This is a genomic window from Streptomyces sp. 4N509B (assembly GCF_052245655.1).
Taxonomy (GTDB): Bacteria; Actinomycetota; Actinomycetes; order Streptomycetales; family Streptomycetaceae; genus Streptomyces.
This window is the reverse complement of record NZ_JBQQBZ010000020.1, coordinates 105,326-125,389: the sequence shown is the minus strand read 5'-3', so window position 1 is coordinate 125,389 and position 20,064 is coordinate 105,326. Positions and strand designations below refer to the sequence as shown.

At 75.5% G+C, this 20,064-nt stretch carries 12 protein-coding genes; 6 read left to right on the top strand and 6 right to left on the bottom strand.

Translation table 11 applies throughout. The features are described from left to right. The 4 genes from ACTWP5_RS19320 to ACTWP5_RS19305 form a co-directional block, all read right to left on the bottom strand. A partial coding sequence (locus ACTWP5_RS19320; RefSeq protein WP_443222261.1) for an ATP-dependent helicase occupies positions 1-2,695 on the bottom strand: 2,695 nt, incomplete at its 3' end. 119 nt (positions 2,696-2,814) lie between these two features. Continuing rightward, complete coding sequence (locus ACTWP5_RS19315; protein ID WP_443222260.1) at positions 2,815-3,531, bottom strand: trypsin-like serine protease; 717 nt, start codon at positions 3,529-3,531, stop codon at positions 2,815-2,817. A 267-nt stretch (positions 3,532-3,798) separates the two neighbouring features. Then, the gene (locus ACTWP5_RS19310) at positions 3,799-7,176 is read right to left on the bottom strand and encodes an ATP-dependent helicase (RefSeq protein WP_443222259.1); all 3,378 of its coding nucleotides are present in this window, start codon (positions 7,174-7,176) and stop codon (positions 3,799-3,801) included. 273 nt (positions 7,177-7,449) lie between these two features. Then, on the bottom strand, positions 7,450-7,845 hold the full coding sequence (locus tag ACTWP5_RS19305; protein WP_443222258.1) for an MGMT family protein: 396 nt from the start codon (positions 7,843-7,845) through the stop codon (positions 7,450-7,452). A 470-nt stretch (positions 7,846-8,315) separates the two neighbouring features. Here ACTWP5_RS19305 and ACTWP5_RS19300 point away from each other — a divergent pair, with 470 nt between their 5' ends. The 6 genes from ACTWP5_RS19300 (at position 8,316) to ACTWP5_RS19275 (ending at position 16,942) form a co-directional block, all read left to right on the top strand. Beyond that, positions 8,316-10,994, top strand: a complete 2,679-nt coding sequence (locus ACTWP5_RS19300) for a flippase-like domain-containing protein (RefSeq protein ID WP_443222266.1) — start codon at positions 8,316-8,318, stop codon at positions 10,992-10,994. A gap of 109 nt (positions 10,995-11,103) precedes the next feature. Beyond that, positions 11,104-11,520, top strand: coding sequence for a TOBE domain-containing protein (locus tag ACTWP5_RS19295; protein ID WP_443222257.1), 417 nt, complete (start codon positions 11,104-11,106; stop codon positions 11,518-11,520). Next, positions 11,517-12,350 (top strand): molybdate ABC transporter substrate-binding protein, encoded by an 834-nt coding sequence (modA, locus tag ACTWP5_RS19290; protein WP_443222256.1) that lies wholly within the window; start codon positions 11,517-11,519, stop codon positions 12,348-12,350. The genes ACTWP5_RS19295 and modA overlap by 4 nt, the downstream gene beginning before the upstream one ends. Continuing rightward, entirely contained in the window at positions 12,347-13,285 is a 939-nt protein-coding gene (locus ACTWP5_RS19285) for an ABC transporter permease (RefSeq protein ID WP_443222255.1), read from the top strand. The genes modA and ACTWP5_RS19285 overlap by 4 nt, the downstream gene beginning before the upstream one ends. A 93-nt stretch (positions 13,286-13,378) precedes the next feature. Beyond that, positions 13,379-15,187: an alpha/beta hydrolase gene (locus ACTWP5_RS19280; protein ID WP_443222254.1), complete on the top strand. Its 1,809-nt coding sequence runs from the start codon at positions 13,379-13,381 to the stop codon at positions 15,185-15,187. A 114-nt stretch (positions 15,188-15,301) separates the two neighbouring features. After that, entirely contained in the window at positions 15,302-16,942 is a 1,641-nt protein-coding gene (locus ACTWP5_RS19275) for an alpha/beta hydrolase (RefSeq protein WP_443222253.1), read from the top strand. A 155-nt stretch (positions 16,943-17,097) separates the two neighbouring features. On the opposite strand, the gene moeZ is transcribed toward ACTWP5_RS19275, so the two are convergent. Next, positions 17,098-18,276 carry an adenylyltransferase/sulfurtransferase MoeZ gene (gene moeZ / locus ACTWP5_RS19270; RefSeq protein WP_443222252.1) on the bottom strand — a complete coding sequence of 393 codons (1,179 nt, stop codon included), beginning with the start codon at positions 18,274-18,276 and terminating at the stop codon, positions 17,098-17,100. A 147-nt stretch (positions 18,277-18,423) separates the two neighbouring features. Next, positions 18,424-19,578: an NAD-dependent epimerase/dehydratase family protein gene (locus tag ACTWP5_RS19265; RefSeq protein WP_443222251.1), complete on the bottom strand. Its 1,155-nt coding sequence runs from the start codon at positions 19,576-19,578 to the stop codon at positions 18,424-18,426. Positions 19,579-20,064: the final 486 nt, after the last annotated feature.

The following is a 20,064-nucleotide window of genomic DNA, read 5'->3' as shown; positions in this document are numbered from 1 at the left end:
CCCCTCCCCGCGCGCCACCCCCTGCCGCGACTCCCGGTGTCGCGTCGGCCCGGATGAGCGCCAACACCTGGTCGGCGGCCTCGCGTCGGCGGGCCAGGGCCCCGGGGTCCAACGGCAGCGGCCAGACCCGGTCCTGCTCGGGCCCGGTCAGCGCCGGGTTCTCCTCGTCCTCCGCCGGCTGCTCGGCCCACGCCTCGACCTCGCCGTGGGCGGGGTCCTCCTCGCAGTGCCGGCGCAACGCCACCAGGTACTCCGAGGGGCCGCGCGGCTTCCTCTGGCTGGGCCCCCACCAGTGCGCGGAGCCCAGGAGCAGGGAACGGGCACGCGTGACCGCCACGTACCCCAGCCGCAGCTCCTCCAGCCGCAGCTGCTCGGTGACCTCGGCGGCGTACGCGCGGTGCGAGGCGGACGTCCACTCGGGCGGCTCCGGCCAGGTGGCCGCGTCGCCGCGCAGCGGCTGCGGCAGGGCCCGCGAGCTCCTCAGCCAGGACTCGCGCCGGGGGGTCGCCGGGAAGCCGCTCTGGCCGGGATAGAGACCCGGCAGGGCGACCACGTCCCACTCAAGGCCCTTGGCCCGGTGCGCGGTGAGGAGCTGCACCGCGTTCTCCCCGGCGGGCAGGGAGCCGTCGAGCCCCTGGTCGTACTGCTCCGCGGCGCGGAGGAAGGCGAGGAACGCCGGCAGCGTGGCCTCGCCGTCGACGGTGCCGCCCGTGCCACCCTGGCCGGCGGCGAAGCCCGCCGCGATGTCGAGGAACGCGCCGAGCGTCTCGCGCCGCCGCGCCGCCAGGGCCTGCGGCGAGGCGGACAGCTCCACCTCCAGGCCGGTGACGGCGAGCACCCGGTGGAGCACGTCCATCAGCGGATCGCCCAGGGAGCGCCGCAGCTCGCGGATCTCGGCGGCGAGGTGGGCGAAACGGATGCGGGCCTCGGCGGAGAACGGCAGCCCGTCGTCCGGCTCCTGACCGCCGCCCCGGCCGCCGTCCCCCCGGCCGTCCTGGCCACCACGGCCGTCGTGGCCACCCCGGCCGTCCGAACCGCCCCGGCCGTCCGGACCGCCCCGGTCGACGAAGGTGTCGAGGGCGTCGGCGAGGGAGGTGACCTCGGCGGGGTCGGTGCCCTCCACGGCGGCGGCCAGCCGCGCGGCCGCGTCGCGCTCGTCGGCCTCGGGCCTGCGGACCAGCAGGCGGGCCCGGCGCCCCAACAACGCCAGGTCGCGAGGCCCGATGCGCCAGCGGGGGCCGGTCAGCAGCCGCACGAGCGGCGCGTTGGCCGTCGGGTCGGCCAGCACCTGGCAGACGGCCACGAGGTCGGCGACCTCCGGCATGTGCAGCAGCCCGGTCAGGCCCACGACCTCCACCGGCACGTCGCGGGCGACGAGCTCCCGCTGGATCGTGGCGAAGTCCCCGGCCGTGCGGCACAGCACGGCGATCTCCCCCGGCGGGGTGCCCGTGGCGACCAGGTGCGCCAACGTGTCGGCGAGCCAGCCCATCTCCTCCGCGTGGGTGCGCAGCAGCGCGCAGCGCACCAGGCCGTCGCGCTCGGCGCCCTCGGCGGGGCGCAACGGGCGCACCGCCGGGTGGCGTTCGCGCAGCGGGGCGGCGAGGCCGTTCGCCAGGGCGAGGAGCCGGCCCCCGCTGCGGCGGTTCTCGCTGAGGCTGAAGCGCGCGGCCGGCGTGCCGTCGCGGTGCGGGAAGTGCTCGGGGAAGTCGTCGAGGTTGGCCACGGAGGCGCCGCGCCACCCGTAGATCGCCTGGCAGGGGTCGCCGACGGCGGTGACGGGGTGCCCCGTGCCACCGCCGAAGAGGCCGGCGAGGAGGATCCGCTGCGCGACGGACGTGTCCTGGTACTCGTCGAGCAGCACCACCGCGAACTGCTCGCGCAGCACCCGGCCGACCTCGGGAACGTCCCGGGCGAGCCGGGCGGCCTGCGCGATCTGGTCCCCGAAGTCCAGCAGGTCCCGGGCGCGTTTGCGGGAGCGGTACTCCTCGACGAGCGCGAGGAGCCGACCGCGCCCGCTGGCCGCCTGGGGGACGCGGCGCAGCTCCGCGTTGCTGAGGCGGGCGGCGGCGAGCTCGGCCAGCAGCCGCTGGTCGAAGGCGCGCAGCTCCGCGGGCGTGACGAGGTGCTCGTTCAGCTCGCCGTCGAGGGCGATGAGGTCGGTGACGAGGGTGGAGAAGCTGGCGGCGTCGCCGCTGGCGTTGGTGGGCGGCTCGAAGTCGGCGGGGGCGGCGCGCAGCACCTCGGCGGCGAGCTGGAAGCGGCCGGCGTCGGCGAGCAGGCGTGAGGACGGCTCGATCCCGAGGCGCAGGCCGTGCTCGCTGATCAGGCGGCCGGCGAAGGCGTGGTACGTGGAGATCTGCGGCTCGCCGTCGCCCGCTTCGCCCTCTGCCCGGGTGCCGTCCTCGGCGGCGTCGGTGCCGATGCCCGCCTTGGTGAGCGCGGCGCGGACCCGTTCGGAGAGCTCGGCGGCGGCCTTGTTGGTGAACGTGAGGCCGAGGACCTTCTCCGGAGGCAGCTGCCCGGTGCCGGTGAGCCAGACGACGCGCGCGGCCATCACCGTGGTCTTGCCCGAACCCGCCCCGGCGACGATCGCCTGGGGCGCGAGGGGCGCGGTGATGCACGCCATCTGCTCCGGGGTGAAGGGGATGCCGAGGAGTTCGACGAGCTCCTCGGGGCGGCTGAGTCGGGCGGACACCCCAGGGAGACTAGCGGCGGGGTCTGTCAACGGGCGCGGGCGCCCGCCGCACGGGCCCGCACGGGCCGCGCGGGTTGCACGGGCCGGCGAAGGCGGGCCGCGGCACCGGACGGGCCGGGTCAGACGCCCGCCACGGCGAGGATCCAGCCGCGGCTGCGGGCGACGTTCGCGGCGCTGTGGTGGCCGGACAGGACGCCCACGTCGGTCACCACCCCGACGATCCGGCCCTCGTAGAACTGCGGACCGCCCTCGTCGCCGGGCGTGGCGTACCCGTCGAGGCCGCGGCTCAACAGCCCCACGACGCCGTCCTCGTCGACCGTGTGGCCCTCGAACCGCACGCTCGCCGTCCTCATCCGGGGAGACGGCCCGCAGCCGCCACAGGACTCTCCCCAGCCGAAGACGTCGTGGGTCGAGCCGAGCGGTGGCTCCTGGGAGGCGAGCGGCGCGTGGCCGGTGGCGATGGCGACGTCGAGCCGCAGCAGGGCCAGCTCCCTCGTGCGGAAGGTCTCGACGACCCTGGCGGTGGTCCCGCCCTGGGCGTGGGTGACGCTGCCGACCCGCACCCAGGCCGTCGAGCCGGGCGCGCAGTCCGCGGAGGTCAGCACGAACGAGGCGGCGACGAGGGCCCCGGAACAGTCGACGGTCAGGCCGGAGTCGGTGAGGACCGCCGCCGCCCAGGGGGCGTCGTCGACGGGCGCGCCGCCGACGACGAACGGTTCGGGGCGGGCCTCGGCGGCCGAGGCCGTCGGGGGCGCGGTGAGGAGAACGGCGACGAGCGGGGCGGCGGCCAGGGACGTGACGAGGAGGGAACGCAGGGTGGCGCGGAGTGGTCGCACGACGGGCTCCTCTCGGAGGGGAGTGGGGACGTGGCGGGCGCGCTGCGCCCCGCGTGCGTGATTGTCGCCGGGCCCGCGCCCACGGGAGAGCGGGTTTTCCGGACGATGTCGCGGGGCCACGTCACGGGACGAGGTCACGGGACGAGGTCACGGGACGAGGTCACGGGACGAGGTCACCGAGCGACGTCACGGGACGAGGTCAGCGCGCGGGGTGGGACGTGCGCTGACCGCCGGGACACCGTGCGCCGGGTCACCCCGCGCACGCGGTCACTCCACGAGCTGACGGCCTTCGGACCGCCCGCTGCACGCGGTGTGGAAGGTGCAGGAGCCGCAGTGCTTGCCCGTCGAGGCGGTGAAGCGTTCGTCCAGCACCCGCCCCGCGGCCGTGGCCAGCAGCGTCGCGATCCAGTCGCCGTTCTCGCCGGTCAACGGCTCCTGCTTCTGGACGGCCGGCTTCGCGTCGCCGCCGTCGCGCTGCGCCGCGCCCTGCCGCAGGTGCACGAGGGCGGCGCCGCCCGGCTCCGTCTCCTCCTGCCGCAACGCGAGCTGGTAGACCGCCAGCTGCGGGTGGCGTGCCACCTCGTCCTTGCTGACGCGGGTCCGGCCGGTCTTGAAGTCCACGACGTAGACCCGGCCCTGGGGGTCGCGTTCGACGCGGTCCATCACGCCCCGGATGCGCACCTGGTACTCGCCCGCCGGCAGCGTCACGTCGAACGCCTGCTCGCTCGCGGCCGTCTCGTAGCCGCCCTCCCGCTGGAGCACGTGCCAGCTGAGGAAACGCTCCAGCGCGGCGCGCGCCTGGGCCTGCTCGCCACGGGACTGCCAGGGCGCCTCGAAGGCCAGGGCGTTCCACACCGTCTCAAGGCGCTCCATCAACACGGACAGGTCCGCGGGAGTGGTGCCGGAGGCGACCTCGTCGGCGAGGACGTGCAGCACGTTGCCGAAACCCTGCGCGGCGCTGGCGGGCGCCTCGGCGTGCGCCTCACGGCCCAGGAACCACTGGAGGGAGCAGGTGTTCGCGAGCTGGCCGACGGCGCTGCCCGAGAGCGCGACCGGCTGCTCGGGGTCGCGCAGCGGCTCCGGCGAGCGGGTCTGCTCCCGCAGCCCCCACCAGCGCTGGGGGTGGGCGGCGGGCACCAGGGCGTGGCCGTCGTCGTCGCGGAGCGCGGCGAGGCGGGCCAGCCGCTCGGCGGCGGCGCGGCGCAGCGCGGGCGAGGCGGCGGGGTCGACGGTGGTGGCGCGCAGCTCCGCCACGAGCGCGGCGACGGCCAGCGGCCGGCGGGGGCGGCCACTCACCTCGACCGGCTCGACGCCCAGTTCGCCGAGGAAGCGGGAGGGCTGGTCGCCGTCGTCGCCGCCGCGCACCGCCGTGACGACGAGCCGGTCGCGGGCGCGGGTCGCGGCGACGTAGAACAGCCGCCGTTCCTCGGAGAGCAACGCGGCCGGGCTCATCGGCTCGGCCAGGCCGTCGCGCCCGATGCGGTCGGCCTCCAGCAGCGAGCCGCGGCGGCGCAGGTCGGGCCAGAGGCCCTCCTGCACGCCGGCGACCACCACCAGCGACCACTCCAGGCCCTTGGCGCGGTGCGCCGTCATGAGGCGGACCGCGTCGGGGCGGACGGCGCGCGCGGTGATCGTGTCGGCGGCGATGTCGTGGGCGGCGAGCTCGGCGAGGAAGTTGCGCGCGCCACGGCCCCCGGTGCGCTCCTCCGCACGGGCGGCCGTGGCGAACAGGGCGCAGACGGCGTCGAGGTCGCGGTCGGCGTTGCGGCCGGCCGCGCCGCCACGGCGGGCGGCGCGCTCCAGCCGGCTGGGCCAGGAGGTGCCGTCCCACAGCAGCCACAGCGCCTCCTCGGCACTGCCGCCGCCGGCGAGCAGCTCGCGGGTCTTGCGCAGCAGCAGGCCGAGGCGCTCGGCGGGAGCGGCGTAGGACGGGTCGTGGGTGACGAGGCGTTCGGGCTCGGCGAGGGCGCGGGCGACGAGCTCGTCCGAGGGGCGCGGGACGGCGACGCCGGCGGCGCGCTCCTCGTTGCGCAGGGCGCGGCCGAGGCGGCGCAGCTCGGCGGCGTCCATGCCGCCGAGGGGGGAGGTCAGCAGGCTGACGGCGGTGGCGGGGTCCAGCGCGAACGGTGCGCGCGCCGCCTCCTCGTCGGGGTCCGCCGGTCCGGGGTCCGTCGGCCCGGGGGCCCCGGGTGAGGCGGCCGGCGTGCCGGTGTCGGGGGGTGCCCCGGGTCCGCCCGAGGCCGCTGGGCCTCCTCGGCCGTCGGTTCCGCCAGGTCCGTCGGGGCCGCCAGGCTCGTCGGCCCCGGCCCCGGCACCGGCCGTGGCCGGGGCCGGGTCGGCGACGGCGCGCAGCGCCGCCAGCAGCGGCGCGACGGCCGGCTCGTGGCGCAGCGGCAGGTCGTCGCCGTCCACCTCCAGGGGCACCCCCGCCGCGGTGAGCGCGCGGCGCACGCCGGGCAGCGAACGGACGCCGGCACGCACGAGCACCGCCATCTCGCCCCACGGCAGCCCGTCCTCCAGGTGGGCGCGGCGCAGCAGGTCGGCGATGTTGTCGAGCTCCGCGCCCGGCGTGGCGTAGGTGAACACCTCGACGCGGCCCCGCTCCGTCCTGGCGGCGGTCAGCGCCCGGTGGCGGCGGACCGCCTCGGCGGGCAGCCGGTGGAGTGGCATCCGCTGGGTCAGCAGCCGCGTCGCGGCCAGCGGCCCCGGGCCGCTGCGGCGGTTGGTGGTGAGGACGGCGACCGGGGCGGGCTCGCCGGCGGCGGTGCGGAAGGTCTCGCGGAAGCCGAGGATGCCGCCGACGTCCGCGCCGCGGAAGGCGTAGATCGACTGGTCGGGGTCGCCGAAGGCCACGAGGTCACGGCCGCCGCCCGCCAGCGCGGTGAGGAGCGCGACCTGCGCGGGGTCGGTGTCCTGGTACTCGTCGACGAAGACCGCGTCGTAGCGCTCGCGCAGCGAGGCGGCGACGTCGGGGCGGCGGGCGAGCCCGGCCGCGCCGCGCACCAGCTCGGTGTAGTCCAGCACGCCCTGCGCCTGCGTGACGTCGAGGTACTCGGCGAGGAAGTGGGCCGCGGCCTCCCAGTCCCCGCGCCCGGTGCGGCGGGCGAAGTCGGCGAGGGTGCCGGGGGTGAGGCCCAGTTCGCGGCTGCGGGCGATCACCGCCCGCAGCTCGTCGGCGAAGCCGCGCGTGGTCAGGCAGGCCCGCAGCTCGGCGGGCCACGGCCAGGGCGCGTGGCCCTCGCGCTCCAGCTCGGCGTGGCCGGCGAGCAGTTCGCGGACGTACAGGTCCTGCTCGGGCCCCGTCAGCAGCCGCAGCGGCTCCGCGAACAACTCGCGGTCCTGGTGCGCGCGGGTCAGCGCGTAGGCGAAGGAGTGGAACGTCGTGGCCCACGGGGTGTTCGCGCCGAGGCGGGCCGTCATCCGGTCCCGCAGCTCGGCCGCGGCCTTGCGGCTGAAGGTGAGCACGAGCAGCCGCTCGGGGTCGGTGCCACGGGCCACGCGCTCGGCGACGGCGGCGACCAACGTGGTGGTCTTGCCCGTGCCGGGCCCCGCCAGGACCAGCAGCGGGCCGCCGGGGTGGTCAACCACGACGCGCTGGTGCGCGTCCACAGCAGGGACGCACGTGTCAGCGACCGGCGTGCGCACCAGTCGGTACGCTCCCGGGGCTGCCTCCTGATCCGGCTGGCCTGACGGACCAGGTCGACCGGCGGGCGGACGGGACGGGACGGAGAGAGTCACGTGTATCGCAGATCCTGGCGGGCGGTGCGCCCGGCGACACGACCGGGCGGCGGAGTGGTGGAGCCGACGCTACGCCAGTCGACCCACGAGGCGCAGCGTTTCGCACGCGTGATCGCCCCGGTCCGCGTGATCCCCCCGGTCCGCGCGGTCCGCGCGGACGGCGCGGCTCGCTCCGACGCGTCAGCGCGCGTCGCCGGGCGGCTCCTCGGGGACCTCACCGTCGTGGCCGTCCTGGCCGAACTGGTCCTCCTGACGCCAGCGCGCTCGCCGCATGTCCAGCCGCGGCAGGCCGTCCCCGCCGCCGCCCGGCTCGCGCAGCGGCGTGCCCTCGGTGCGGTAACGCTCCAGCGCGCGGCGCTCGTGGCCCGGCAGCAGCCGGCCGTCGGAGCGGACCACGCGCCACCACGGCACGGCACCGCCGTAGACCGCCATCACCCGGCCGACCTGGCGCGGGCCACCCTCCCCGAGCTGTCGGGCGACGTCGCCGTACGTCATGACGCGGCCGGGGGGTATCCGCTCGGCGGCGGCGAGGACGCGGTCGGCGTAGTCGGACAGCTGGTGAACGGGCGGGGTCATGGCGACCATGGTGCCGCACGCCACCGACAGTGGCGGGGTGGGACGCCGGGTCGCGGAACGTCTGTCCGTCCCTCGTGTCACTATCGTCCCAGCGGGGGCGACGAGGATGCGGGCGCTCCCCGAAGGGGAGCACACCGAGGAGAATCCCGGGGACGGGACCAGTGATACGGGGCGAGGAAGAGCGGGCGCGGCGGCCGGTCGAGTCGGCCGAGGGAGCACCTCGGCGGCGGCCGGACGTCTCGGCGCGCGCGGAACGAGACGGGACGCCGTCCAGGGAGCCGGACCCGGCGGCCGAGCCGGACCCGGCGGGTGAGCCGGACTCCGCGGGTGAGCCGGGCTCGGCCGGTGAGCCGGGCTCGGCCGGTGAGCCGGGCTCGGCGGGTGAGCCGGCCCGTGAGCCGACCCCGAGCGGGTACGTCGAGGTGGACGAGCCCCTGGTGGCTGCCCGGGTCCACCGACCCTCCGACCTCATGCGCGTGCTGCTCGGCCTGCTCGGCATCGGCATCGTGCTGGCGCTGGCCACGTTCGCCGTGGGCACCACGGAGGGCATCGAGCGGGACGTCGGCGAGGGCGCCGAGCGGGCCCCCTCCCTGCTGATCAACTTCGCGGGCTTCGCCTCCAGCGTCGCCGTCCTCATCGTCCCCGTGGCGTACGCCATCGACCGCCTCGTGAAGCGGGACGGCCTGCGGATCGCCGACGGCGTGCTGGCCGCGGTGCTGGCGCACGGCGTCTCGCTCAGCTTCGGCCTGTGGGTCACCCGCTTCTCCCCCGAGTCGGTGTACAACGCGCTGACCCGCGACGCCCCCGGCGCCGGTGGCGAGCTGACCGAACCGACCAGCGGGTACCTCGCGCCCGTCATCGCGTACGTCACGGCCGTGGCGATGGCCCACCGGCCGCGCTGGCGGCTGGCGATCCTCACGGTGCTGGTGCTCGACGGCACTGCGCAGCTGGTGGCCGGGTACACCACGCCGTTCTCCATCGCGGTCACGGTGCTCATCGGCTGGACCGTCGCCTACGCCACGCTGTACGCGGTGGGCACGCCGAACGTCCGCCCCACCGGTCTCCAGCTCCTCGCCGGGCTGCGCGAGGTGGGCTTCGCCCCGGTCCGCGTGCTGCGCGCGGAGGGGCCGACGGAGGGGGGCCGGGGGCCCCGCCAGGGGCCGGCACCGGCCGGCGAGCCGCCCGCCGGGGAGGCGCCCGACGGCGAGCCCGCCGAGGCGCGCGACGAGCCACCCGCCGCCGGGGCGGCCGACGAGCGGGTCTCACCGCCCGAACGCACATCCCCCGGGAAGCGCGGGGGCGCCGCCCCCGCCGAGAGCACCGACCGCGCCGCTCCCAGCCGCCGTTACCTGGTGTGGCTGGAGTCGGGACCGCCGCTGGACGTCATCGTCGTGGACCGCGAGCAGCAGGCCCACGGGTACTTCTACCGTGCCTGGCGCCGCCTGGCGATCCGCGGCATCACCCAACGCCGCAGCCTCCCCTCGCTCCGCCAGGTGCTGGAGCAGGAGGCCCTGATGGTCTACGCGGCCCAGGCCGCCGGGGCCACCGTTCCCCGCCTCATCGCCACCACGGAGCTGGGACCGGACGCCGTGATGCTGGTCTACGAGCACGTCGCGGGGCAGGAGCTCGACGCGCTGGCGGGCGAGGAGATCACCGACCGGCTGATGGAGCGGGCGTGGCGCGAGGTGGTGGCGTTGCAGTCCCGGCGCGTCGCGCACCGCCGGCTCGACGGCCGCTCCCTGCTGGTCACCGAGGGCGACGGGGTCTATCTGACGAACCTGCGCGGCGGCGAGATCGCGGCCGGCGACCTGAGCCTGCGGATGGACGTGGCACAGCTGCTGACCACGTTCGGCCTCCGGGTCGGCGCGCGGCGGGCGGTGGCCACGGCGGTGACCGTGCTCGGCCCCGACGCCGTCGCCGCGAGCCTGCCGTTGCTCCAGCCCATCGCCCTCAGCAGGGACACCCGTGCCACGCTGCGTCAGCTGGCGCGGGAACGCGCGGGCCGCGAGCGCCAGGCCGTGCTCGACGCCACCCGCGCGTACCGGGAGGCCCGTGGCAGCCTGCCGGAGAACGCCGACCGCAAGACCCTGCGGGCCGCCAAGCAGGCGGAGAAGCAGGTGATGGAGGCGGCCCTGGAGAAGGCCAGGGAGCCGGACCTGCTCGCCGAGATCCGGCAGGAGGTCCTGCGGATCCGGCCACAGGCGCCCGTCGAGCCCGCCCGCATCGAGCGGATCAGACCACGGACGCTGGTCAGCATCGTCGCCGCGGTCTTCGCCGCGTACTTCCTGATCACCCAGCTCGTCGACGCCAGGCCCGGCGAGGTGCTGGAGCAGGCGAACTGGGTCTGGGTGATCATCGCCGCCGTCTTCTCGGCGCTGACGTACTTCGCGGCGGCGCTCAGCCTGCTCGGCTTCGTGCCGGAGAAGGTGGGGTACCTGCGCACGGTGATGGCGCAGGTCGCGGCCTCGTTCGTGAAGCTGGTGGCCCCGGCCGCCGTCGGCGGCGTGGCCCTGAACACGCGCTACCTCCAGCGCCAGGGCCTGCGCCCCGGCCACGCCGCCGCCAGCGTCGGCGCCTCCCAGCTCTTCGGCCTCGGCGCCCACGTCGTACTGCTGCTGGTCTTCGGCTACATCACGGGGGCCGGGCAGGCGCCCAACGTCTCCCCCTCCCGCGCCGTCGTCGCCGGCCTGCTGACGCTGGCCGTGGCGCTGCTGGTGGTCACCGCGGTGCCGCCGCTGCGGAAGTACCTCTCCGAGCGGGTGCGGAGCCTGTTCGCCGGCGTGGTGCCGCGCATGCTGGACGTGGTGCAGCAGCCGAAGAAGCTGATCAGCGGCATCGGCGGAATGCTGCTGATGACGTTGGCGTTCGTGATGTGCCTGGACGCCTCCCTCCGCGCCTTCGGGTACGAGATGGACTACGCCACCATCGCCGTCGTCTACCTCGCGGGCAACGCGCTCGGCTCCGCGGCGCCGACACCCGGTGGCGTCGGCGCGGTGGAGACCACCCTCGGCGGCGGGCTGCTCCTGTTCGGCGTGCCCAACAGCGTGGCGCTGCCGGCGGTGCTGCTCTTCCGGCTGATGACGTTCTGGCTGCCGGTGATCCCCGGCTGGCTGGCGTTCACCCAGCTCACGCGGAAGGAGCAGATCTAGCTGTCCCGTCCGGGGAGGCCGACGGCGCGGATCTCCCCGGCCGCAGACGCGAGCCCGATCAGCGGTGTCTCCTTGTGGATGCGAGCCGATCCACCGTATCGTGCCGCACATGCCGTCCTACAGCATCGGTCGGGCCGCCCGGCTGCTCGGCGTCAGCCCCGACACGGTCCGCCGGTGGGCGGACGCCGACCGCCTTCCCACGCGGCGGGACGACGCGGGCAGGCGGCGGATAGAGGGCACCGACCTCGCCGCCTTCGCGGTGGCGCTCGCGGCCGACGAGTCGGCCGAGCCCGAGGAGGCGCCGCGCACCTCGGTCCGCAACGCCTTCCCCGGCATCGTCACGGCGGTCACGCTCGGCACCGTCGCCGCCCAGGTGGAGGTCCAGGCCGGGCCGCACCGGCTGGTGTCGCTGCTCACCCGTGAGGCGGTGGAGGAGCTCGGCCTGGCCGTCGGCGTGGAGGCCGTCGCCCGGGTGAAGGCCACGAACGTGCACGTCGACCGCGTGACGGGGGACGACCGGCCATGAGGCCCGTGCCCGTGCGGCAGCCGCGCCACGCCGTGCGCCTCCGGGCGGCCCACCCGCCCGCCACGCCGTCCGCCGTCTGGGGCCTGCTCGCGGTCCTCGCGGCGCTGCTGGCCACCCTCACCGCGTGCGGCGACGCCAGCGGCGACGACGACGGCGGCGGCGGCGTGACGCTGACCGTGCTGGCGGCCTCCTCCCTCACCGACGTCTTCGAGGAGGTCGGGTCCGCCTACGAGAGCGGGCATCCCGGCGTGCGGCTGAGCCTGTCCTTCGCGGGCTCCCAGGAGCTGGCCTCCCAGGTCCGGCAGGGCGTACCCGCCGACGTGCTGGTGACGGCCGACACCGAGACCATGGAGAGCGTCGCCGCCGAGACGGACCGGGCGCCCGTGGTCATCGCCCGCAACGAGCTCACGATCGTCACCCCGGCCGGCAACCCGGGCGGGGTCTCCGAGCTGTCCGACCTGGCCGATCCGGGCCTGCGGGTGGTGCTGGCGGCCCCCGAGGTGCCCGCCGGCGGCTACGCCGCCCAACTCCTCGACGCGCGCGGCGTCGACGTCTCCCCCGTCTCGGAGGAGCCCACCGTCCGCGCGGTGCTGAGCAAGGTCCAGCTGGGCGAGGCCGACGCGGGCATCGTCTACGTCACGGACGCGACCGTGGCCGGGGACGCCGTGGAGACCGTGCCGATCCCCAGGGCCGGGGAGGTCACCGCCACGTACCCCGCCGCCTCCCTCGCCTCCTCCGCCCACCCCGAGCAGGCGCGGGCGTTCGTCGAGTGGCTGACCGGCGGGCAGGCGCGGTCGCTGCTGCGCGACGCCGGGTTCGTCGCGCCGTGACGCCCCCCTCCGCGCCGCCCCGCGTCCCCCCGGGCGCCGACGGCGCCCGCCGTCTCCGCACCCGTCTCGGCGCCCGCCGTCTCGGCGCCCGCGTGCCCGACGGCGCCCGCCCTCCGTCCCGCCCTCGTGACCGCGCCCAGCCGCGCTCCCACACCCGCCGCCCGCCGCTGACGCTCGCCCTGCCCGCCCTGCTGGGCGTGGCGTTCCTCGCCGTGCCCCTCCTCGGCGTGGTGGCGGGCGCCCCGTGGGCGGACCTGGGCGAACGGCTCACCGCCCCCGCCGTCACGGAGGCGCTGCGCCTGTCGCTGCTGGTCTCCGGCTGGGCGCTGCTGGTGTCGCTGCTGCTGGGCGTGCCGCTGGCGTGGCTGCTGGCCCGCACCGACTTCCCCGGCAGGACGCTCGTGCGCTGCCTGGTGATCCTGCCGATGGTGCTGCCCCCCACGGTGGCGGGCGTGGCACTGCTCCAGGGGTTCGGCCGGCGCGGCCTCCTCGGCGGGCCGTTGGAGTCGCTCGGCGTCACGCTGCCGTTCACCACGACGGGGGCGGTGGTGGCGGCCGTCTTCGTCTCCATGCCGTTCCTCGTCATCAGCCTGGAGGGCGCGCTCACCGGTCTCGACCCGCACTTCGAGGAGGCCGCCGCCACGATGGGCGCCGGCCCGTTGCGCACGCTGCGCCTGGTCACGCTCCCGATGACGATGCCGGCGCTCGCCGCCGGGGCGGCGCTGTGCTGGGCGCGGGCGCTCGGCGAGTTCGGCGCCACCGTCACCTTCGCGGGCAACCTTCCCGGCACGACGCAGACGCTGCCGCTCCGGGTCTACCTGCTGCTCCAGGAGGACCCTGCCGGCGCCACGGCCGTGTCGCTGCTGCTGCTCGGGATCGCCGCGGCCGTGCTCCTCGCGCTCCGGGGCCGGTGGCTGTCGCCGCTGCGTCGTTGAGGGCTGTCGTCGAGGGGACGCCGGGCCGCGTGCCGTCACCCGGATGGGGTCCAGCACGTGCGGGTCCCCGGCCCGCCCACCCAGGCTTGGCGCATGACGACGGCCACGACCCTCGCGCGAATACCGCGCCCCGTTCTGGTCCTTCCCGCCTCGCTGGCCGCCCTCGCGCTGCTGGCCTCCGGCGCCGCCTGCTCGGGTGACGCGGGGGGAGACGGCGGCGGACGCCTCCGCACGGCGGGTGCGGGCGGCATCGCCGGTCCCGCGGAGCCCGTCGCGACGGCCGACTCCGCCGACGCCGACGCCGTGGACACCCAGGACCTGCCGGACGCCCTCACCGGGCAGTCGCTGGACTGGTCCGCCTGCCACGTCCTCGACTCGAGGCAGGGCGACGACGAGACCTCCCCCGAGCCCCTCCCCGACGACGGCGACGACAACGACGGCAGCGCAAACGGCGACGGAAACGGCAACGGCAGCGCGGACCGGGACGACGGCGGAACCCCCTGGGAGTGCGCGCGCCTGACCGTCCCCCTCGACTACGCCGACCCCCGGGGCGACACGATCGAGATCGCCCTCATCCGCGCCCCCGCCCGCGAGCGCGGCGAGGAGCGCGTCGGCTCCCTCCTCTTCAACTTCGGCGGCCCCGGCGGCTCCGGCGTCGCCGCGCTCCCGGCGTTCGCGGGCGACTACGAGGAGCTGCACGAGCACTACGACCTGGTCAGCTTCGACCCGCGCGGCGTCGGCGCCAGCCAGGGCGTGGTCTGCCTCGACGACCGCGAGCTCGACGCGTACTTCGCCGCCGACCCCGTCCCCGCCACCAGCGCGGAACGCGCGAAGCTCACCGACCGCCTCCAGGGCTTCGCCGACGCCTGCTCCGACCGCGCCGGCGCGCTGCTGCCGCACCTGACCACCGCCAACACCGCCCGCGACATGGACCTGTTGCGCCACGTCCTCGGCGACGACGAGCTTCACTACTTCGGTGTCTCCTACGGCACCCAGCTCGGCGGGGTCTACGCCCACCTCTTCCCCCAACGCGTCGGCCGCGCCGTCCTCGACGCCGTCGTCGACCCGACGCTCACCCCCGAGGAGTCCGCCCGCGGCCAGGCCGCCGGCTTCCAACAGGCCCTCGCCGCCTACGTCGAGGCGTGCGCGGCGGACGACGACACCGGGGACGGGAACGCGGGCGGGGGCGCGGGCTGCCCGCTGGGCGACACGGAGAAGCAGGCCAACCAGCGCCTGAACGACCTCCTCGACGACCTGCGCGAGGACCCGATGCCCACCCGAGACCCCGACGGCCGCCGCCTGACCCGCTCGCTCGCCGTCAGCGGCATCGCCCAGGCCCTGTACTCGCAGGACTTCTGGAGCTTCCTCACCCAGGGGCTCGACGACGCGCTCCCCGCCGAGGGCCAGGACCCCGACGGCACCGTGCTGCTGGCCCTCGGCGACGCGCTCAACGGCCGCAACCCCGACGGCACCTACACCACCCTCCAGTCCTCGCTCACGGCCATCAGCTGCGCCGACTCCCGCCAGCGCTACGACGTCGCCGACGTCCGCGCCGCGCTGGACTCCTTCCGCGCGGCCTCGCCCGTCTTCGGCGAGTCGCTCGCGTGGGGCATGCTCAACTGCGCGTACTGGCCGGTGAGGGGCACCGACCGCCAGCCGCCGGTCGCGGCCGACGGCGCGCCGCCGATCCTGCTGGTGGGCACCACGGGTGACCCGGCGACCCCGTACGCGGGCACCCGCCGCATGCGGGAGGCGCTCGGCGACGACGTCGGCGTCGTGCTCACCTACGAGGGCGAGGGCCACGGCGCCTACACCGGCGGCAACGCCTGCGTCCGCGACACGATCGACGCCTACCTCGTGGACGGCCACGTGCCGCGGGACGGCAAGGTCTGCGACGACTGAGGCCCACGGGACCACCAGCACCCCCGGGACCGTGCCTCCCCACCGCGTGTGGCCCGGCGAGCGGGGCGGCCGGTAGCCTGCCGGGCAGGACGTTGCCCGGCGGCGAGGGGGATCATGACGACGGGTCGCACGCGCACGGTCGCCCTGGCCGGGACTCTGGCGCTCCTTCTCACCGCCGGCGCCGCCGGCTGCACCAACGGCGGAGCCCCGGAGGACCGCGAGCCGATCGACGGGGTGCAGCGCCCCAACGAGCCGGCCCCCGCGGGCGAGGCGGAGGAGCCGCCCCCCGTGCCCGGCGAGTTCCGCGACCAGACCCTCAGCTGGGGAGAGTGCGGTGCCCCCACCGTCCGCCAGGGCGGCGGCGAGGCGCCCGAGCCGCTGCCCGACGGCACGGCGTGGGAGTGCGCCACGCTCACCGTCCCGTTGGACTACGCCGAACCCGAGGGCGACACGATCGAGATCGCGCTGATCCGCGCGCCAGCGCCCGAGGGCCGGGAGGGCCTCGGCTCGCTGGTGTTCAACTTCGGCGGCCCCGGCGGCTCCGGCGTGGCGACGCTGCCGCGCGCCAGCGAGCAGTACCGCGCCCTCCACGAGGGCGGCTACGACCTCGTCAGCTTCGACCCGCGCGGCGTCGGGGCGAGTTCCCCCGTGGTCTGCCTGACGGGCGCGGAGATCGACCGGCTCGGGCAGGAGGACGACGGCGCGCCCCGGACCGAGGCCGAGGTGCGCGAGCTGGTGGCGGAGGGCCGCGCCTACGCGGACGCCTGCGAGGAGAACGCGGGGGAGGTGCTCCCGCACGTGACCACCGAGAACGCCGCCCGCGACCTGGACCTGCTGCGGCAGGCGCTCGGTGAGAAGCACCTGAACTACTTCGGCGTCTCCTACGGCACGAAGCTCGGCGGGGTCTACGCCCACCACTTCCCCGAACGCGTCGGCCGCGCCGTCTTCGACGCCGTGGTCGACCCGACGCGCGACGTCGTGCAGCGCGCCCTGCTCCAGGCCGAGGGCTTCGACCTCGCGCTGGACAACTACCTCGACGACTGCGCCGCCACCGAGCCCGCCTGCCCCACGGGCGAGCGGGGCGCGGGGCCCCACGCGTACCAGGTGATCAACGAGCTGCTGGCCGACCTCCGCCAGCGCCCCGCGCGGACGGACACCAGCCGGGAGCTGACCCAGGGCCTCGCGGTCGGCGCGCTGTTGACGCTGCTGTACTCGGAGGACTCCTGGCCGTACCTGACCGCCGCGCTCGCCGAACTCCGCGACACCGGCCGTGGCGACCTGCTGCTGGCCGCCGCCGAGAGCTACAACGGCCGCGACGAGCAGGGCCGTTACAGCAACCTCCACTCCGCCAACCGCGCGATCAACTGCGCCGACTTCTCCTCCCGCCCGACCCTGGCCACCGTCCGCGCGCACGAGGCCGAGTTCGAACGGGTCTCCCCCGTCTTCGGCCCGCAGCTGGTGTGGTCGCTGCTGTCCTGCCTCGACTGGCCGGTGACCGGCGAGCGGGACCAGCCGGAGGTCGAGGCCACCGGCGCCCAGCCGATCCTGCTGCTGGGCACCACGGGAGACCCGGCGACGCCCTACGTCGGCGCGGAGCGGATGCGCGAGGCGCTCGGCGAGGACGTCGGCGTGCTGCTGACGTACGAGGGCGAGGGGCACGGCGCGTACGGCGGCGGCGACGCGTGCGTGACCGACGCCGTCAACGCGCACCTGCTGTCGGGGACGCTGCCGCGCGACGGCACGGTCTGCCCCTGAGGGCCGTCCGCACCGGCCACCCGTGGACCGACGCGCCACACGCCGCGCGCCGCGGACCGGCGGAGGGCACGGTCCGCGGCGCGGACGGTCAGCGGGCGGCGGTCAACGGGCAGAGGTCAACGGACGGCACACGACGGACCGCGCCCGACGGGCGGTCAGTAGACGGGCTTCTCGGGCTCGATCTGGTTGACCCAGCCGATCACGCCGCCGCCGACGTGCACGGCGTCGGCGAAGCCCGCGTTCTTCAGCACCGCGAGGACCTCCGCGGAGCGGACACCCGTCTTGCAGTGCAGGACGATCCGCTTGTCCTGCGGCAGGTCGCCGAGCGCGTTCCCCATCAGGAACTCGTTCTTCGGGATCAGCCGCGCGCCCGGGATGGAGACGATCTCGTACTCGTTGGGCTCGCGGACGTCGATGATGTCGATCTTCTCGTCGCCGTCGATCCACTCCTTGAGCTGCTTCGGCGTGATCGTCGCGTCCTTCGCCGCCGCCTGCGCCTCGTCGGAGACGACGCCGCAGAAGGCCTCGTAGTCGATCAGCTCGGTGACGGTGGGGTTCTCGCCGCAGACCGCGCAGTTCGGGTCCTTGCGGACCTTGACCTGCCGGTAGTTCATCTCCAGGGCGTCGTAGATCATCAGCCGGCCGACGAGCGGGTCGCCGGTGCCGGTGAGGACCTTGATCGCCTCGGTGACCTGGATGGAGCCGATCGACGCGCAGAGCACGCCCAGCACGCCTCCCTCCGCGCAGGAGGGCACCATGCCGGGAGGCGGCGGCTCGGGGTAGAGGCAGCGGTAGCACGGGCCGTGCTCGGACCAGAAGACCGAGGCCTGGCCGTCGAATCGGTAGATCGAGCCCCACACGTACGGCTTGTTCAGCAGCACGCAGGCGTCGTTGACCAGGTAGCGGGTGGCGAAGTTGTCCGTGCCGTCGACGATCAGGTCGTACTGCGCGAACATCTCCAGGACGTTGGTGGAGTCCAGCCGCTCCTCGTGGAGGTTGACCTGGACGTACGGGTTGATGCCCTGCACGGTCTCCTTCGCCGAGAGGGCCTTGGACTTCCCGATGTCGGCCTGGCTGTGGATGATCTGCCGCTGCAGGTTCGACTCGTCCACCTCGTCGAACTCCACGATGCCGAGGGTGCCCACCCCGGCGGCCGCCAGGTACATCAGCGCGGGCGATCCCAGGCCGCCCGCGCCGACACACAGCACCTTGGCGTTCTTCAGCCGCTTCTGCCCGTCCATCCCGACGTCCGGGATGATCAGGTGGCGGGAGTACCTCCGAACCTCGTCAACGGTGAGCTCGTCGGCCGGCTCGACCAGGGGTGGCAACGACACGGGTGACTCCGTAGGTCATCGGGTGAACGAATACGTATAGGCGTCTGCGGTTCCGCTTTCTCCCTAACACTGCCACGACCGGTCTCATTCCGAGACGAGGATTCCGCGACACGAGACGGCTCCGTCCCACGTGGCGGGCCCCCGCGCTCACATGCGGCAGGCCGCCTCCATCCAGATGTCGGCCAGCGACTCCTCCAGGCCGATGCGCGCCCGCCAGCCGAGCCGGTCCCTGGCGGTGCGCACGTCGGCCTGTTGCCAGGCGCCGCAGCCGTCCGGGTACGGGGGCATCGGCGCCGACACCGCGTGTCCGGGATGTCCCGCCTGACCGCCGTGCCCACCGTGTCCGGTGTGACCGACGTTACCCATGTGACCTACGTGACCTACGTGACCCGCGTGGCCCGCCGGACCCGCCGCGCCGGCCTGGCCGGAGTGGGAAACGTGACTCCCGTGCTCGGGGTGACTCGACGAACCCGCGTGCGAGGGCGAGGAGTGCGTGGACCCCCCGGGCCCCTGCTGCGCCGGCACCGGCACAGGTACCCCCGGCGGCGGACCCTCCAGCTCCAGCAACGTCCCGCCGTACCCGGAGATCCGCGCCAGCGTGAGGGCCGCGTCCCGCAGCCGCACCGCGTGGCCCGAGCCGATGTTGACCACGCCCTGCGCCGCCGACAACGTGGCCGCGTGCACGGCGCGCGCCACGTCCCTGACGTCCACGAAGTCACGCTGCACGGCGAGCCCGCCGAGCTTCAGCTCGTCGTCCTCGTGCTGTATCGCCCGCCGCAGCGCGTCCGCCAGGCGCCCCAGCGGCGAACCGGCCGGCGTCGCGGGGCCCGTCGGGGAGAAGACCCGCAGCACGATCGCGTCGAGCCCCGAGCCCAGCACGAGCTCGGTGGCCGCGAGCTTGCTGACGCCGTACGGGCCGCCGGGCCGGGCGATGGCGTCCTCCGAGACGCAACTGCCCTGCGGCGAGGGCCCGTACTCGGCGGCGCACCCGATGTGTACCAGGCGGGCCCGACATCGGCTGCGGCGCATCGACTCGCAGAGGGTGGCCGTGGCCACGGTGTTGTGCCGGACCAGTTCGCTGGCCGTGCCGCGGATCGCGCCCGCGCAGTTGATCACCACGCCCGGATGCACCGCGTCGAGGAAGCGGGCCAGCGCCCCGGGACTTCCGGTGGACAGGTCGAAGCGGACGTCGGCGTCGTCGCCGCGGCCGAGCGCGGTGAGCTGCACGGCCGGGTCGGCGAGCAGCCGGTCGGCGACGAAGCGGCCCAGATACCCGGCCGCACCCAGGAGCAGCACCCTCATCGCTCGACCCCCCTGGCGAGGTGGACCAGGCGGGCCGGGCGGACCGGACGGGCCATGCGGACCGGGTGCGCCGGGCACCCGGTCGAGGCGCGCGGCGGACCGGCTGGCGGCCCGGGGAGCGGCGGGATCATGGTGGCGAGCCTCCTTGGGTGCTTGCACTGCTCTGACATCCGGCCCTTTCCGACGGTCTGGCAGGGTCCGTGGCGAAACGGTCCTTCCGCACCCTTCCGCGTGGGCACCGTGCCCCCGCATGCCCAACGGAGAACCTCGCCCTCTGCGTACGGGCCTCCACTGTGGGTGAGCGACGCCATGCGCACCGGGGCACCCCCTGTTCCGTGATGGACGGCCCGAGGGCCGTCAGTCGTCAAAGGACTTCAGCGGAAAGACGGTATGTCTACATGCGGCACCCTCGACGCAGAGTTATGCCTGAGACCACCGGAAGGGGTGAAGAAGTGTGAGGGAACGTGACGTCCGCGTGCGGCAGGT